Here is a 17,711-nt window from a genome sequence, read left to right as displayed (position 1 = left end):
TTATCCGGCAATAAGCAGGGAATGTCAAAAAAGGGGGAGCACGGTCGTTTCGCGAGGGATTCCGTCAATGAACGGTTATAAAAGAGGAAATCCGGGAATAAAGGCGAGAGCTTCGCTTCTTCAGAATCCTTCACACTTTGGCTACCCCGCTTCCGTTTCTTTCGTTCAACTTAATATAGTCAAGCGTAAACGGCTTTGCCGTCCTTTGACGGGCAAAAGCTTCGTTTCATGGTGAAATATAAGCTTATTTACAAAGGGGACTTTATAAATGCTTATATTTTAAAAAAACCGCATCTCCCGATACGGCAAATACGGCAAGCCCGCAAGGATCGGGCGTTCAGAACTACTCCTTGACAAGCCAGAGGGACGGACCGATTTCCTCCATTAATTCGGATTCTTCAATCTCTTCATCCCCGGATAGAGGCTTTACCGGGTAGGCGTACATCGCGGAAGCAGGGTAGGCATAAATATGATTCTCAAGCATATAGCGGTCCGTCATATGCGGATCGAGCCAGCGCTCCTGCTCCTCTTCATCCATAATAGCGGGCATTCTGTTATGGTAGGAAGAGACGATTGTATTGGCCATGGCTGTTATAATCGTACAACTGCGTTGCAGTTGGCCGCGCGGGTCCATACGTGTCTCGTACAGCCCTGCCATAGCAAATACCTTCTGGTCTTTCATCACAATATGGAAAGCTTGCTTTTCTTTCCCTTCTGTGCGCCAACCGTAAAATCCGCTGGATGGAATGAGGCAGCGCTGCCTTTTTATGATGCGTTCGAATATTTTTTTGTTGCTGACAGAACCAAAATCTGCATTGATCGAATCCTTTGCCCAGAAGGGAAACAACCCCCACCTTGCCTCGACAAGCTGCCGCTGTCCCTCTCTTTGCACAATAATTGGAATTGACTGGGTTGGCGCTATATTATAGCGCGGCCTGAAAACGGCCTCCATTTGCTGCACCTGATATTTTTCCTGAAGCTCTTCTGGCCGAGCATGAAGCGAAAAACGATCACACATGGTTAAAGACCACCTTTTTCGGCATTTAATACCCATTATTTGTAGGCAGGTCCATTACTATGCATGATCTTGTATGACTTTCGAACAAGACCGTCGTGTGAAAGGTTCCTTCGATTGTCTTTATTCAATTTATATAGACAGTAAAGTGCGCCACGCTTCAATCTTCTGTTCCAGGGTCAGATTGTACTTGCCCGGAACAGGGCTGCTTGAAGGAAGTCGGTGAAAGACACGCTCGCTATCCACCCCCACCTGCTTGCGGTAGATGCTCTCGGCCTTCGTACCGTTGAACAGCACCAATTTAATACCCGGATGAGCGGCATAGAAGGCCGGGAAATCGTTCACCTGCTCATCGGTAATATTGGCATCCAGACTTCCGCTTCTGCGGCAACGGGCAAGCACATCCCACAGGGCGATCCCCTTGGACTTCAGAAAATCAATTCTTTCTTCATACCAAGCTATAGGGGCTTGCTCAAATACTGCAAACATAATCGGCCAAAAATGATTTCGAGGGTTGCCATAATACTCATGCTGCTGCAAGGATTGCTCCGACGGCATTGAACCAAGGATCAGTATAGCTGCGGATTGGTCTGCGGCGGGCTGGAACCCCGCAATCTCTTTGCCTGCTGCGGTCATCGCCTCTGCCTCCTCTATTAGTAGAAAAGACTTGCCGCCCCTCGTGGGGAAGACAAGTCTCCTGTAATTATATTTCAATATCGCTTAGCCTTCAAGCAACAGCGACTCCGGATCTTCCAGAAGCTCTTTGACGGTTACGAGGAAGCGAACCGCTTCACTGCCATCTACAATCCGGTGATCGTAGGAAAGGGCAATGTACATCATCGGACGGTTCTCCATGCGCTCGTTGTCAATCGCCACCGGACGAACCTGGATTTTGTGCATACCAAGAATCCCTACCTGCGGCGCATTGAGAATCGGCGTAGACATCAAAGAACCGAAAATACCGCCGTTGGTAATCGTGAAGGTACCGCCTTGCAGATCAGACAACGCCAATGTATTGGCGCGTGCTTTCTGGGCAAGGGCAGTAATTTCCTTCTCAATCGCAGCAAAGCTCAGACGCTCCGCATCTCTGACAACAGGTACCACGAGACCTTCCTTCGCAGAAACAGCGATTCCGATATCGTAGCGCTTGTTAATGAGAATCTCATCGCCTTCAATTTGTGCATTGAGCAGCGGGAACTGCTTCAGGGCGCCAATCACCGCTTTGGTAAAGAAGGACATGAAACCGAGTCCCACATCATGCTTGTCAGCAAAAGATTGCTTGCGGCGCTTGCGCACATCCATGATCGCCGTCATATCGACCTCATTGAATGTGGTCAGCATTGCTGCTGTGTGCTGCGCTTCTACAAGACGCTTGGCAATCGTCTGTCTGCGTCTGGACATTTTCACGCGCTCAACGGTCGGATCATCCTGTACCGGAGCTTTAGCCGGAACGGCCGCAGGTTGCGAAGGAGCGGCCGGAGCAGCATTACCGACAGCAGCAACGTCGCCCGCGCCGACTCTGCCTAGCGCCTGATTCAGGTCAATTCCTTTCTCCCGGGCAAGCTTTCTGGCGGAAGGGCTGGCATTGACCACGGACGCTTCCGATGCGACCGGGGTCTGCTTGACAGGCTCAACTGCCGGAGCAGCTTTTGCTGCTTCAGGCTGAGCCGCAGGGGCTTCTGCCTTCGCAGGCTCCGATGCCGGAACTGCCGACTCTCCGCCAGCTGTAATTTGTGCAACTACTTCGCCAACCTTCACGTTGTCGCCGGTCTGTCTGATAATTTTGGATACGACACCGCCAGCTTCTGCCGTAACCTCCATGTTCACTTTATCGGTTTCCAGTTCCAGAAGAATATCCCCAGCATTGATCTGGTCTCCTTCTTTGACGAGCCATTGCGAGATAGTGGCTTCCGTGATCGATTCTCCGACTTGTGGAACTTTTACTTCAAACATTGTGTAATGCCCCCCTATTAGTGATCCTGCTTCAGTTGCAAAGCCGCTGCAATGATTTGCTGCTGCTCATGGGCATGAACGGTGTTATAGCCGCTGGCCGGGCTGGAGCGCTCCGGACGTCCAATATAGTCTACCTCAACCTTCTTAGGCGCCACCTTCTGCAGATGAGGTTTGATATAACGCCAAGCTCCCATATTTTCCGGCTCCTCTTGAGCCCAGACAATCTCCTTCACCTTGGTGAAGCGAGCGAGAATGCTCTTGATTTCCTGTTCAGGGAACGGATACAGCTGTTCGACACGAACGATATGCAGCCAAGAGAAATCCTGATCGCCGGCATTTTGAATCGCATCGTCAAGATCGATTGCCAGTTTGCCTGTACAAAACACAATTCGCTGAACCTGCTCCGGCTTCGCGCCCAGACCAGGCTGCTCAAGCACGGTATTAAACCTTCCTTCGCTAAGCTCGGTACCCGGCGAAGCAACGCGCGGATGACGGATGAGACTCTTAGGCGCCATCACGATCAGCGGTCTGGCCTGGTCCGTACCGGCAATCGCCGCCTGTCTGCGCAACAGATGGAAATATTGCGCCGCGCTGGTCAGATTCGCAATCGTCCAGTTGTCCTGTGCGGCGGATTGCAGGAAGCGCTCCGGACGGGCGCTGGAATGCTCCGGCCCCTGTCCTTCGTAGCTGTGCGGCAGCAGCATGACAATGGAAGATTTCTGCGACCATTTTTCTCTCGCGGAGGAAATGAACTGGTCGATCAGCACCTGGGCCACGTTCGTGAAGTCCCCGTACTGCGCTTCCCAAATATTGAGCGTCTCCGGCGCAAATACGTTGTAGCCGTATTCGTAGCCAAGCACGCCTGCTTCGGAAAGCGGGCTGTTATAGATTGCGAAGGAAGCGCGCGCCTGCGGCAGGTAATGCAGCGGGCAATACAAAGCGCCGGTCTTGCTATCATGAAGCACCAGGTTACGGTGCGCAAACGTCGCGCGCTCTGCATCCTGCCCGGTAAGCCGGATTGGGGTGCCGTCTGCCAGGATGGAAGCGAATGCCAGTGTCTCGGCAAGCGCCCAGTCGACTTTCTTGCCTTCATCAAGGGCGCCGGAACGGCGCTGCAGAATGTTCGATAGCTTGGCGTACGGCGTAAAGGATGCCGGGCGCTCAAGCAGGCGCTCATTCATATCCTTGAGCAGATCCAGATTGACGCTTGTATGGGGCTCGATCCAGCCCTGTCTTTCCACCGCCGGCGGGTCCTGGGTCGTTTTGACCGCTTCCTGATTTTTCGCCTGCTCGTAGGCTTCCTCCATCTTGCTGATGATCGCTTCCTTCAACTTCGGCAGTTCGCCATCCGTAATAATACCCCGCTTGATCAGCGAGTCCGAGTATACGTTCGGCACGGAAGGATGATTGCGCATCTTGTCATACACAAGCGGCTGAGTCGGCTGCGGATCGTCCATTTCGTTATGGCCGTATCTGCGGTATCCAACCAGGTCGATAACAAAGTCCTTCTTGAATTCCTTGCGGTACTCGCAGGCAAGGCGAATGGCCGTTATACAAGCTTCAGGATCATCGCCGTTCACATGCACGATCGGAATGTCAAAGCCCTTGGCCACATCGCTAGCATAACGGGTAGAGCGGGAATCAATGCTCTCTGTTGTGAAGCCGATGCGGTTATTGACAATAATGTGAATCGTTCCGCCGTTGCGGAAGCCCGGAAGCCGATCAAAGTTCAGCGTCTCGGCTACGATGCCCTCGCCAGGGAATGCGGAGTCGCCGTGCAAAAGCACGACAGCGGCGCGATCCTCGTTGCGCTTCGGATAACCCGGCTGCGTACGGTCTTCCTGGGCCGCTCTCGCAAAGCCCTCGACAACCGGATTGACATATTCCAGATGGCTCGGGTTGTTCGCAAGTGTGATGCGCGTCGTCTGGCCGCTGCTGTTTTCAATGGTGCGCTGGGCGCCCAAGTGATATTTCACGTCGCCGGTCTTGCCATTCGGGTCCTCCGGCGGCATAAAGTCTTTATTTGAACCGTGCTGGAATTCTGCAAAAATTTTGCTGTACGGCTTGCCCAGTACGTGCGTAAGCACATTCAGGCGGCCGCGGTGCGCCATACCCATCAATATATCCGACGCACCGCTCTCGGAGTGGTTCCGTACCAGTTCATCGAGCATAGGAATAAGAACCTCCAGACCTTCAACGGAAAACCGCTTTTGGCCGAGGAACGTGCGATGGAGAAAATGTTCGAATTGTTCGGTTTGGACAAGTCTGTCAAGAAGCGCAATCTGCTCATCACGGATAAGCGGCGTCTGCTTCGCGGGCAGCTCTACATGTTTCGTCAGCCATTCACGCTCTGCTTGCACATGGATATGGTCAAATTCATATGCTGTTGTTCCGGTATAAATTTGCAAGAGCTTGTCAACAGCATCCAGGCCGCTATCCTTGGTTCCCTTTGCATTTTCCCAAATCAATTCTCCCGGGAGCCCCATGAGATCCAGTCTGGTGACATTGTAGTGTTCCGGTTTGAGTATGCGAACATCATCTGTCTTCGGGAGCAGATCCAGCGGATCAAGCTTGGCTGCCAAATGTCCGTAGGTCCGGATATTGGACACATACTTGCTGGCGGCAACCAGCTTTTCCATCTGATCAAACGAAATAACCCCTTCACGTTGTCCTTGTGGGAGAGGCGCTGTCGGTGGTTGATCTTCAGCTTGCAGCGGCGGCTCGCCCCACTGCTCGAATAACGTTCTATAAGCCGGCTCTACAGAGTCGGGATCACGAAGAAACAGTTCATATTGCTCATTAATATATCCCAGGTTGGGGCCTGAATAGGTCTGCCAGGGCGACTGCGTACTGCTTATGGTTGTCATTGCCATAACCCTCCAGCTTGCTTTTTGCTATAGAAATGCAGCTAAGCAATATAGGCGCATCCCTATAGTCTGTGGTTTAATCGATGATTCCATGAACATTTTGCGTTAGCGAGTTGATGCCTGGCGGCCACAATAGTCGACCACCTTGGCATACGGAAGGTCCCCGCCGAAAATATCAAGGGCGCTTCCAATGGTAATATCCAGCTTACGGTCTGTCAGTTCAGCGAATCTTTCCAGATCATCCAGCGAACGGGCGCCCCCGGCATAGGTTGTCGGGATACTCGTCCATTCGGCCAGCGAACCGGCAAGCTTCTCCTGAACTCCTGTACGCTTTCCTTCCACATCTACCGCATGAATCAAAAACTCGTCGCAATACTGCTCCAAATACTGAATGTTGGACGGGTGAAGTTCAAAATCGCTGAACGTCCTCCATTGGTTCGTCACAACGTACCACCGTCCGTCCCGCTCCTTGCAGCTCAAGTCGATAACCAACTTCGATTTGCCTACTTCAGAGACAATTCGCTGCAGGTTGTTCTCATCCAGCCTGCCGTCACGGAAAATATAGGAGGTTACAATGACATGGGAGGCGCCATACTCCAAATATGAAGCTGCGCTTTCCGCTGTAATTCCTCCACCGATCTGTAATCCGCCGGGATATTCCCGCAGAGCAGAAGCGGCAGCCTCCTCATTCCCACCGCCGAGCATAATGACATGCCCGCCGGTCAAGCTATCGGCCTGGAACATAGCTGCGTAATGAGCGGGGCTAAGGTCGGAAACAAAGTTCTCTACCACCTGACGGTGATCAGCGTTCAGTGTCTCTCCGACGATTTGTTTGACCTTCCCATGGTGCAAATCAATGCACGGTCTGAATTTCAATTAGTTCTACCCCTCATTGGCCGATATTTTACATGATTCCGCGTTATATTTACGCAGAATTTACAACTATCTCACATTATAGAATTATACTATGTAATTGAAACCGGAAACAAATATTGAATTGAGATTTTTTCGATCTAAATTTGACATAGAACGAATTCATCTCGTTCCTTAGCGAAATACTGTTCAGATCAGTCGCTGCACCGGCTTCTCCCCCTGACCCGCCGCTTCTTCCATTTGCTCCTCTTCCTGCAGTCCGCTGCCGCGCAGCCGGATATACTCGCTGACCATCGCCAGTCTCCACGGAACGATCATCCCGAATGCGAGGAGGAAAAATAACGCCGCTGTCTGCGGAACCGTCATATACTTTTCCACAACGCTATGGAGTCCAAGTCTGATCAGCAGCAAGGATGCCATAATGAAAATAAAAGCTTTGGACCGGATTACATAGATATCGGCCTGCCTTCGCTCCAGCCGTGTCGTCACCACTAGCGGGAAAGCAAAAATCAGAACCCCTGTCCCCCATGCTGAAAGTCCCCATACCCACGGAATATGCATCGCCGGCAGGGCAAACATAATAAAGCCTGTGGCCATCCCGATCGGCGGCATGATGATTTTCCTCAGTGTGGTCGGCTTGCGCCCGGCTCTGATCCGCAGAACGATTAATGCGCATCCGGCAATCAGGGACATAATAACAGAACCGGCCTGAAGCAGTTGAGTAGACTGCAGCACAATGACAGAACCTCCGAACTTTAATGTTGCGTAAAACGCTTTCCTTAACGGTCTAGGCTTGGCGCATCCCGGCTGTTCCCATGGAATCTGCCAGCAATTGCGTTGGCCTCGCAACACCGTCTTGGCCGGACATAACTATAATGAAACGAAGATTTTGAAATCAATCTCTTCTTATATCTATGTCCTACCTACATGGTACTCCTTTTTACCCCTGATGTCCACTTGGAACACCTGTCATCTGGAGGAATTTTCAATAATGGCTTACATGATTAATAATCGGTAAAGTCATCACTATTTTTTAGGGAGTGATTCAGCCTTGAATTACCGGATTGAGAAAGATACGATTGGCGAAGTCAGAGTACCTGCGGACAAATACTGGGGGGCACAAACCCAGCGCAGCCTGGAGAACTTCCGGATCGGCAGCGAGCGGATGCCGCTTGCGCTGATCCGAGTATTTGCCGTGCTCAAAAAAAGCGCCGCACTGGCCAACCAGGAGCTGGGCAAGCTTGACGATGAACGAACCGCAGCTATCGTCGCTGCGGCCGATGATATTCTGGCTGGCAACGCAGACGAACACTTCCCGCTTGTCGTGTGGCAGACCGGCAGCGGTACGCAGTCCAATATGAATGTCAACGAAGTGATAGCGCATCTGGCCAATCGCCGCCTCACTGAAGCCGGCAGCGCAGTCCGCGTACACCCGAATGATGATGTCAACCGCTCTCAAAGCTCGAACGACACCTTCCCTACAGCGATGCATATCGCGGCGCTGAGTGTTGTGGAGGATCAGGTGCTCCCTGCTGTAGAGACGCTGAAAGCAACATTGGCGGACAAAAGCCGACAATTTGCCCATATCATCAAAATCGGGCGCACCCATCTCCAGGACGCCACACCGCTCACATTGGGACAGGAAATCAGCGGCTGGCAACGAATGCTTGAGAAAAGCGGCTGGATGATCAGCAGCAGCTCCGAAGCGTTACGCGAGCTTGCTATCGGCGGCACTGCGGTCGGGACGGGAATCAATGCGCATCCCCGCTTTGGTGAGCTGGCCGCCGCGCAAATCAGCAGATGGACCGGCAAAGCATTCGTCTCCGCCAGCAACAAATTCCATGCGCTGACGAGCCACGACGAGCTTGTATTCGTCCATGGCGCGCTCAAAGCGCTTGCGGCCGATCTGATGAAGATCGTCAACGATGTGAGATGGCTGGCTAGCGGTCCGCGCTCCGGGCTCGGCGAGCTGACAATACCCGCCAATGAGCCGGGCAGCTCGATCATGCCGGGGAAGGTGAATCCGACGCAGGCCGAGGCACTGACGATGGTAGCCTGTCAGGTCATGGGCAATGATGCGACGATCGGCTTTGCTGCCAGCCAAGGGAACTTTGAGCTGAATGTATTCAAGCCGGTGATCATCTATAATTTCCTGCAATCTGCCACCCTGCTGACCGATGCAATTCGTTCCTTCAATGACCATTGTGCGGTCGGCATCGAGCCGAACGCAGCAGTCATCGGAGAGCATTTGAACAGGTCGCTGATGCTGGTCACGGCGCTCAACCCGCATATCGGCTATGAGAACGCTGCCGCCCTCGCCAAGAAGGCCCACCAGGAAGGGCTGACGCTCAAAGAAGCGGCACTGCAAAGCGGGCTGCTCACCGAGGAACAATTCGACAGAATCATTCGCCCGGAGGAAATGATTCATCCGAAGGAGTGAGACTTAGTCAGGCTCGTCTTCGATATGAACAGTGCTCCAGTTGTTACTGGGTGGGATGACCGCACGTCAGGTAAAGGGCAAGACGGAGGTATGGTGCTACAAGATGTCAAGACAGTTTTTTAGATTTTTAAGGTGTGAAAAGATGCACAAGGTGTGCTCTATCCGTCCAATGCTCCAGCATGAGGAGACGCTTGAACTGGAAATTCGGAGCAGGAGGAGTCCCGCATAGCAATGTCCCCTGGTGGAGGACAAAGGCCAAGCGAAGGCGCGGGAGCCCCCAGTTATTCACTTGCGGATGGAAGCAATACAGCCCGGGTATGCACGCCTCAGGCGTATGGCTATGAAGCGATTGATGCGGCAGATACCGGTTGTGCAAGTGAAAGCAATGGGTGAGTCTGTAAAATAGTTTGTGTAAACTCCAAAACCTATTAAAATGGAAGTAATAGAAAGGTTGGGAGAACACATGGGACTATGGACGAAACAGCAACTGCGAGATTTTATTAAAGAGAACAAACTGGTCACAGCAAAAGATGCGCAAGATGCACTTAAGGATCTTTCGCCGAGACGATTCAGGAAATGCTCGAGGCGGAGATGGATACGCATCTGGGCTACACCAAGCATGACACAACCGAAAAAACCACAGCTAATTCCCGTAATGGCAAGAGCCGCAAGAAGATCACCAGCGAGTACGGGGAGCAGGAAATAGCGGTTCCTCGTGACCGCCAAGGCGAGTTTGAGCCGCTGGTCGTGAAGAAATATCAATCGAATGTCACCGGGATCGAGGATCCGATTATCGCGCTCTATGCCAAAGGAGTCAGCACGCGGGAGATCCAGGACCATCTCCAGCAGCTTTATGGCATTGAAGTCTCTCCTACGCTCATCTCCAATGTCACGAATAAAATCATTCCGCTGGTCAAGGAATGGCAAAATCGGCCGCTGCAAAACGTCTATGCGGTTGTCTTTCTTGATGCCATTCATTTCAAGGTGAAGCAAGATGGCGCCATCGTGAACAAGGCCGCCTACATGGTCATTGGGATTGATCTGGACGGTAACAAGGATGTGCTGGGCATCTGGATCGGCGAGAACGAGTCCGCGAAGTTCTGGCTCAGTGTGTTGAACGAGCTTAAAAACCGCGGTGTTCAGGACATTCTTATTACGTGTGTGGACAACCTGACCGGCTTCTCGCAGGCCATTACTGCTTGCTATCCACAGACCGAGATTCAAAAGTGCATCATCCATCAGATTCGCAATTCGACGCGCTACGTGTCCTATAAGGACCTCAAGAAAGTACCCGCCGGAGATTCGCAAACTCATCTATACCACCAATATCATCGAGAGCTACCACCGGCAGCTTCGCAAGGTGACCAAAGGCAAAAGTATTTTCCCTTCGGACGAAGCGCTGCTCAAGATGCTTTATCTTTCCACGATGGATGTGGTTCGCAAATGGACGGGGCGGGTCCAAAACTGGGGGCAGATGCTCCTCCAGCTTTCCGTCTTCTTCCCGGATCGGGTCGGGCAACATTTAAGCTGAAGGGCACGTCGCCCCCTCGGGGGCCTCATCCGCTAACTATGTTTACACAAACTTCTTGACAGACCCTTTCCGCCCTCAAGGTCTCGTCAGTATTTAATTCATGTCGTTGTAATGTGACATAAACTTTGATTTCATTTCGTCGGGTATGCTATTCCCGAAGTTTAATGATACTAAGTCTGTAATTGCTGTCTCAATCGATAAGCATGACTCACTCGTGAAACTACTTGTCTCATCACTTAAACCTAGAATACAAATACCACAATTTCTCTCACCCCAAATTGCCCATTTCATTGTGGGTGAAAGCCACACAACTACTTCTGAATTATGAACAATAGCATCAGCAGGACTATCCTCAGGACTCCATTTAATTGTATTCCAATACTCATTGGCTGTAATTCCCTTAGGAAAGATACACCAATTGTATTGAGAAAACTCTTTATAATAATAATTTACAGGATGTGGGTCTAAAACAGCCATTAAAATAAATGAGTCTCCAGAGAGAGTAACTAGACGCTCAAGTTCATTCCAAAAGGAATAACCCATTGCTTTATCAAAGTCGAATACACATTTTTTTTGCCAAGGAACTAAGAAAACTTGCTCGGGCAAGCGTTTTTCACAATCGAACGCTTTTTCAACTAGATTTAATGCTTCTTCAAATTGTTCTTTAACTTTAATTACTTTACTCTGACTCATTTGGATGACCCCAATCTAATCTTAGTTGTGACCTCTGTAGCTCCCTTAGCCCAAAACTCAGCTGTTGGTTGCCCTTGGTTCGATGTGTCACGAACAGTATATTGCGCACCATCTTTAGAATAGATGGTAACTTTACCATCTTTGCTAACCGACTTTTTCCATCCGTCCCCGATAAGACTTTTCTCAAAATCTGCTCTTGTAACATTTGTTTCAATATTTCGTACACTTTTCCCGACTGTAATGTCTTTGTAACCACAATTTGTATTATGAACCCAAATTCCCAAATCCGTTACATAATACGTATGGAAATCCGCAACCGTAAAGTTATAAACGGTTACAGGCTCATCCAGTTTAACAAACTCAACCTTATCAATCGTTAGGTTGCTTCCGTCAGCCTTTTGGAGTTTGTCGCCCACTTGAAGTTCATCTGCAAAGACCCACCCTTTACCTTCCACCCAAAACGGATGGTTGTCGGTTGTCTCGATGATTTGCTCCCCAACGTACAGCTTGATTATATCATCACGTTGGTTGCGGTACAGATTCGTTACTTCCTTATAACCCAACTCTCCATCAGGGTTATTCTCATCCTTGGCAAGAACCCTATCTCCGACCTCTATGTCTTCGATATTCTTCTCCCCTTCGTCTGTTAAAACCTGTGTGCCCGCGGTAAAGCAGTTACACGCGGAGACTGCCTGTTTTACGACTTTCGAATCGAATACTCTTTTGCCGAATTTGGCGCCGGTGGAGAGCCAGCCTGCTACGGGAATCATGGAAGTGGCTGACAGCCCTGCATTCACGTAATCCCCTTCAAACGTATAGATTACGGCATTCAAACCATCAGCTACTTCTCCGATAACAGGAATTAATCCAACCCCATCCAGAAACAAGTGCAGACCATCAGAGTCGCGGCTCAGGCCAAACGGATCTACATAGCTGATCGGGTTCCCATTGGCATAAGCGTAGCTGTTCAGCGACAGAGGAACGCTTATATGCCCTTGAACCAGATCCCGGTTAATAAATCTCTTGATCTCCGGGTTGTAGTATCTTGCACGCATGTAGAGCAAACCGTTTGCTTCAGTCATGACTCCATACATTCCGTTATACTGGAATGGCTGGTCTGTCCCGCCAATATGATCGAGCAAGCTTCCATACGGATCATAATTATACCGATCCGTAATACTGCCCCCAGCATTGGTTAATGCAGTCGTGCTCCCATGTCTGTCATAATGGTAAACCTGATAAGAACCGTCGGCATCTTCCCGTCCGATCAAGCCTAGTCCATACACATAAGTTGCAATAACATTGCCACTCTCATCTGTCTCCATCAGCAACTGGGAAAGTTTGGAGTTTGGATTGATAACGTAACGGCTTGAAAGACCATTTTTCGTAACCTGCACCCGTTCATCAAGTTCATTATACTCGTAGGATAAATTACCCGCTTGAATGAGACGATTACGGGAATCGTAGCTAAACGGCGACATGACACCCTTGAGAGGCCCCGTGATCATATTGCCGTCGGAGTCATGTTGGACGTTCTGGCCCTGATAAGCGGCGAGGCGATTATCTGCGCTATACGTCATCGATGTTGGCGCGGTATTGTCAAAATCCGCTTCGAAAATTTCGGTCTCTCCTACGATGACGTTGCCGTTCGAATCATATTCATAGCGATACGTGTTTATGGTTTCACCCGATGCCGTTTGTTGCCGGATATGCAAAAGTTGTCCTCGGCTGTCATAATCTCTATATTCTGTTGATCCATCTGCTTTATGAATCTCGACCACTTGATCATTTTCATCATAGATGTAGCGGGTTTCTCTATTCAACCAATCTACGACTTTACTCAATCGCCGATTGCTGTCATAGGTATAAGATACTCGCTTCCCTCCCGGATAAATGAGCGTCTTTAAATTTCCGACTGTATCGTACTCATACTTTATTTTATTTTGAAATGAGTCTGTGTACTCGGTTATGCGATTCAATGCATCATATTGATACGCGGCAGATAGCTGGTTGTTTGAATAAATGCGGGTAATATTATTATTTTCATCATACTCATAGACGACCGGTCCTTCTGGAGTGTTGAAGGATTCAATTCTTCCTGCATCATCGTAGAGATATCGGCTTATTTGTCCTCTGGCATTTGTTATGGCATCGATCCGATTATTTCGATCATACTGGTACAGGACTTTCTCCCCTGAAAAATCCTTTTCAATCAGATTGCCCGCTGCATCATACCGGAATCTGGATGGATTCAACATCGCATCGACAATTTCCACAATACGGCCATTCACGTCGACCTGTTGGCTGGCTATTGCTCCCATCGCATCTGTAACGGTTAATAATTCTCCCCTGGAATTATAGTGGTACCGTTTATTTTGCCCTAATGGATTGGTTTCGGTCTCCGGCAGAGCCAATTGGGTATATTCGTAATGGTTTGAATACCCCAAGGCGTCTGTGACCATTACAGGAAGATTTAATTCGTTATAGTGAACGGTTTGGATTTCAGTTCCTTTTCGGTCTGTAGTGCCAATGATATTTCCATTGGCGTCATAAGAACTTTCTGCTGCGTTCCCAAAAGCATCTTGTGAGGATACCAGCAAGCCGACAGAATCATACGAATACGACGACACCAGATTGCCGGAAGCATCCGTTACTTGAGAAAGCCGTCCCAAATCATCATACCCATAGATCTTGCTTTGGTTTAGCGGATTGGTTTCCTTAATCATCCTGTCGTTTGCATCATAAGTATAGATGGTAAAATTTCCTTTTGGATCTGTTTCACGAATTTTATTGCCATTTGGGTCATAGTCAAATCTGACAATCTGGGATAAAGGGCTCGTTATTTTCGTTATTTTTCCTGATACGTTATATTCGAACAAGGTTTTCTTTCCGTACGCATCGATAGTCTGTGTGATACGATTCAATGCGTCATATTGTCTCCCCCGCACATTCCCTCTTTCATCTGTTTCTTGTATTACATTTCCTGCCGGATCATAAGCAAAGTGGCGGGAATCCCCCGCAGCGTTGGTAACCCGGATGATACGATCCAGGTCATCATATTTATAAGATTTTACATTGTCCTCGGTATCGATTTCTTCAATCAGCCGACCTTTAATGTCGTAATTAAAACGTTCGCTTTCACCTTCAGGGTTTGTGATTTTAATAATCTGGTCCTCGGCGTTATACGCATAGCTTGTTTTTTGACCTAAAGGATTACTTGTGCTTTCTAGCAGGCCATTCCCGTTATAGCTGTTCGTAGTCGTGTTTCCATTAGCATCAGTAGAAGAAAGCACATCCCCGTGGCTGTTATACTGATAGGTTGTTGAATGTTGCTTGGCATCGATTAGTTGTGTCAGTCTGCCGTTGAAATCATACGTTCTTGCAGTCGTACTCCCGTCAGGCGCAATCGTTTTAGACAACTGTCCATTCCCGTTATATTCAAATAAAGTCTCTTTCCCTGTCCCGTCCACTGATTTGGATAGTTGCCCCAGACTGTTATATTCATATTGAAGCTGACTGCCGTTAGGTTTGACGATGGATGACAGATTCCCTTGTGCATTGTAATGATATATAGAAACGTTGTTCTCAGGGCCGGTGATACGAATCAATCTGTTATTGAGATCATATTGAAACTGCATACGTTCATTCAATCCATTCGTAATGGAAAGAACGTTATTCCGATCATCATAAGAATAGACGGTAGTGACTGCATTCTCATTTGTAGAGGTGAGCAGGTTTCCCCTTATATCATAGGTCATTCGCTTTTCCTGACCCGCAGCGTCAACCTCAAGGACCCGATTTCCATCCAAATCGTACTCATAGGCTGTCTGTTTCTTATGTTCATCTACTATTTTTTCAAGCTGATAACGTTTATTATGAATATACGTTTTGATATAGCCTCTCCGGTTTTTTACAAAGGTTCTTAATTTTCCGGGGAATGTCGACTCGTCATAGAGAAATGTTGTAATGTTGTCTCTGGCATCCTGTTGGGAGGCAATTCTTCCGTAATCATCATATCGATTCTGAAAAATTATAACGCCCTCGTCATTGGTCGAAGACAGCACTTTATGATTGTTGTCATACACATATTTCGTTTTGCTGCCTGTTCTGTCTGTCATTTCAATAAGATCACTTTTTGAATCATATTGAAATTCGAATGATTGGTTTTCATTATCGGACAGTTTTTCAATCAAGCCCTCTGTATTGTATACCAATGTAATAGTATAGCTTGACACAGGCTCCGAAATGGTATGCAGTCTCTCCCCCGTGTAGGTGAATAGAAGAGCTTGACCAAATTTATTGGTTTGCCGGATCAGTTTTCCTTGTGAATTAAAGTGATAAACCGCTTGATTATTCCGTTTCAACTCATACGTTCCATCTACTTTTTTGTAGAGGGTATCGTGTTTTGTGTTTTTATCCGAAGACAAAAAGGTATTGTTGCCGCTTGCAGAAAATACATTGTACCTGTTGCGATCCCAATGAACTTTAATGGACTCAGTGCCTTCCACTTCTAAAGAAACATCGTATTCATGTGCCCATGAATGCCCAAAAGGCCCCTTGCTTGTCAGTAATGAGTTATAGTGAAGATTGAAATCAAATGAAAATAAACCGTTCAGTTGCAGCAAGTTTTTATTCATGACATGGGCGCCTGTGGAAGTGTCAATAGGGTCAGCTACAAGCGATTGACTATCCGTGTATTCGGGATATTCTCTCCTTAGCGTCTCTACACTGAGGTTCCCGGAAATTGAAGGATGTGTTTTACCTTGCAACCAATGCCCCTGCTCCCAATTGCCCCCGTCTGACCAAAAGCTGCTTAACGGAAATGCCGGGAAGGGCCTGGCATCCCAAGTCCAGACAAACACATTGCCTATCCAGGGCTGGGTGTTCAAAAAATCCAAAGAAGCGTCTAATCCCGCCGCCTGTGCCATAACACTCGTCTCTCTATTCGAGCCTCTTGGATACCCGCCTTCTGATGATGTAGGGTCAACAAATATATTCGGCTGAACGGTCGTACTGTTAACCGATGCAAAGCCCAGTTCGGTCAACCAAATCTTTTTGGAACGGGGAACCCAGTCGGTCTGGCTTCCATCTGGATTGAAGTGTTTATTTTCCCACCAATACTGGATATTCTTTATGGCATATTTCTCTTGTAAAGGAAGCCTGTTCTGGTAATCCGAACCCGCGTAATAATAATCAAAGTATTCACCTGATTGCCACCCGTTGTAAATCTCCTGATAATCAACAGAATGTTGCTCAGTAAGCGGGAAATAAGCATCAATTCCTACAAAATCCGCTTCTTTCCAAAGCTTGTCAAGATGATAGTAGCCGTTGCTCGGGTCATGGTGGTACTCTGACCAGTTGGCTGCGTAAGATACCTGTACATGCGATCCGAACGCTGCCTTGGCCTCATGAATCAATTGAATCAGATGATCAACAGCAGGGTATTCAGGCGATGCGGACAGCGTTAGTGCTTCCATCTCCGATCCAACTAGAAATCCGTCAATTCTTTCATTCTTCAGCAACTGAATATAATGACGAATAAATTGATTGTAGCCTGTAGATTTTGTCATGAAATGATGAACTTGTGCCGCTGAAGAAAGCACCAATCGTCCCCGCCAGGGCTTATCGGCCCGATAGCCTAGCAAGAACGGATAGATCATTACCTGGTAGCCTTGAGATTTATAATATCTTACTGCTTCAATGATTTCCTGATCGGAAGGTGTTTCTCCGTATGTAATTGAGGGATCAATAAGTCTAGCGGTATTTCTGTCTTCACTCCCTACCTTCCAGTAAGATTGCGGGGCTTCTATGACATAGCCATTCGAAACTGCACGCTGATACGTTGCTTCATCTATCAGGACATTTTTACGAATGGTTCGAACATATTGCTTGAAGACTATTAGGCCATTCTCGCCTTGTTCTCTGATTGTAATGGTTTCTTGTTCAAACTCTTCCTTCTTCTCCACCATCGGCCGTACTTCCAGTTGCTCGAAGTCAAGCTGCCATCCTATTGTTAACGCGATCCACTTATTGTTAGGCAGTTCCGTTTGCAATTGTTCGGTCGAGATTCGAATATTGGGGATTCCCGGCGTATCCTGGTCATTAAATGTCGTCTCCCAATAAATCTTCCCAATATCCGGGTCATCTGGCCAGGTCGAATCATACAAGTAATTGATTTGATGGATAACCTGATCGGCATAGGCTCCGATGCCGGAAGACGGGATCATGGTTACACCTTTTACTTTTTCTTTATAATCAGGGACGTACGCAGCCGCCTCCGCTCCATATGCCACTATCATACTGATCACGGTTATCCACGTTATGAGTTTTTTCATACCT

Annotated in this window: 10 protein-coding genes and 1 pseudogene; 3 read left to right on the top strand and 8 right to left on the bottom strand. The window is 48.5% G+C overall.

Features of this window, described 5'->3' with window-relative positions; all coding sequences use genetic code 11:
* Positions 1-343: 343 nt before the first annotated feature.
* The 6 genes from JFN88_RS09715 to JFN88_RS09690 all read right to left on the bottom strand — a co-directional run bounded on the left by JFN88_RS09715 (position 344) and on the right by JFN88_RS09690 (position 7,443).
* Positions 344-1,018, bottom strand: a complete 675-nt coding sequence (locus JFN88_RS09715; protein WP_199019132.1) for an SOS response-associated peptidase — start codon at positions 1,016-1,018, stop codon at positions 344-346.
* A 129-nt stretch (positions 1,019-1,147) separates the two neighbouring features.
* Entirely contained in the window at positions 1,148-1,651 is a 504-nt protein-coding gene (locus tag JFN88_RS09710; protein ID WP_199019131.1) for a DNA-deoxyinosine glycosylase, read from the bottom strand.
* An 84-nt stretch (positions 1,652-1,735) separates the two neighbouring features.
* Positions 1,736-2,968 carry a 2-oxoglutarate dehydrogenase complex dihydrolipoyllysine-residue succinyltransferase gene (odhB, locus tag JFN88_RS09705; RefSeq protein WP_199019130.1) on the bottom strand — a complete coding sequence of 411 codons (1,233 nt, stop codon included), beginning with the start codon at positions 2,966-2,968 and terminating at the stop codon, positions 1,736-1,738.
* A 17-nt stretch (positions 2,969-2,985) separates the two neighbouring features.
* On the bottom strand, positions 2,986-5,835 hold the full coding sequence (locus JFN88_RS09700) for a 2-oxoglutarate dehydrogenase E1 component (RefSeq protein WP_199019129.1): 2,850 nt from the start codon (positions 5,833-5,835) through the stop codon (positions 2,986-2,988).
* A gap of 105 nt (positions 5,836-5,940) precedes the next feature.
* Complete coding sequence (gene hisA / locus JFN88_RS09695; RefSeq protein ID WP_199019128.1) at positions 5,941-6,711, bottom strand: phosphoribosylformimino-5-aminoimidazole carboxamide ribotide isomerase; 771 nt, start codon at positions 6,709-6,711, stop codon at positions 5,941-5,943.
* Between the two features lie 186 nt (positions 6,712-6,897).
* On the bottom strand, positions 6,898-7,443 hold the full coding sequence (locus tag JFN88_RS09690; RefSeq protein WP_332908459.1) for a CcdC family protein: 546 nt from the start codon (positions 7,441-7,443) through the stop codon (positions 6,898-6,900).
* A gap of 316 nt (positions 7,444-7,759) precedes the next feature.
* On the opposite strand from JFN88_RS09690, the gene fumC reads away from it, so the two are divergent.
* From fumC to JFN88_RS09675, 3 genes and pseudogenes are all read left to right on the top strand, one after another.
* On the top strand, positions 7,760-9,148 hold the full coding sequence (gene fumC, locus JFN88_RS09685; protein ID WP_199019127.1) for a class II fumarate hydratase: 1,389 nt from the start codon (positions 7,760-7,762) through the stop codon (positions 9,146-9,148).
* 231 nt (positions 9,149-9,379) lie between these two features.
* Positions 9,380-9,541: a hypothetical protein gene (locus JFN88_RS09680; protein ID WP_199019126.1), complete on the top strand. Its 162-nt coding sequence runs from the start codon at positions 9,380-9,382 to the stop codon at positions 9,539-9,541.
* 70 nt (positions 9,542-9,611) lie between these two features.
* Positions 9,612-10,679 (top strand): annotated as a pseudogene (locus tag JFN88_RS09675) (IS256 family transposase).
* A 93-nt stretch (positions 10,680-10,772) separates the two neighbouring features.
* On the opposite strand, the gene JFN88_RS09670 reads toward JFN88_RS09675, so the two are convergent.
* Entirely contained in the window at positions 10,773-11,372 is a 600-nt protein-coding gene (locus JFN88_RS09670; protein WP_199019125.1) for a hypothetical protein, read from the bottom strand.
* On the bottom strand, positions 11,369-17,707 hold the full coding sequence (locus tag JFN88_RS09665; protein ID WP_199019124.1) for a baseplate megatron protein TIM-barrel domain-containing protein: 6,339 nt from the start codon (positions 17,705-17,707) through the stop codon (positions 11,369-11,371). Before JFN88_RS09665 ends, JFN88_RS09670 begins: the two co-directional genes overlap by 4 nt.
* Positions 17,708-17,711: the final 4 nt, after the last annotated feature.

It is taken from the genome of Paenibacillus roseus, assembly GCF_016424485.1.
Taxonomy (GTDB): Bacteria; Bacillota; Bacilli; order Paenibacillales; family Paenibacillaceae; genus Paenibacillus_D; species Paenibacillus_D roseus.
The sequence above is the reverse complement of the archived record's forward strand: the minus strand, read 5'-3'. Positions and strand labels throughout refer to the sequence as shown.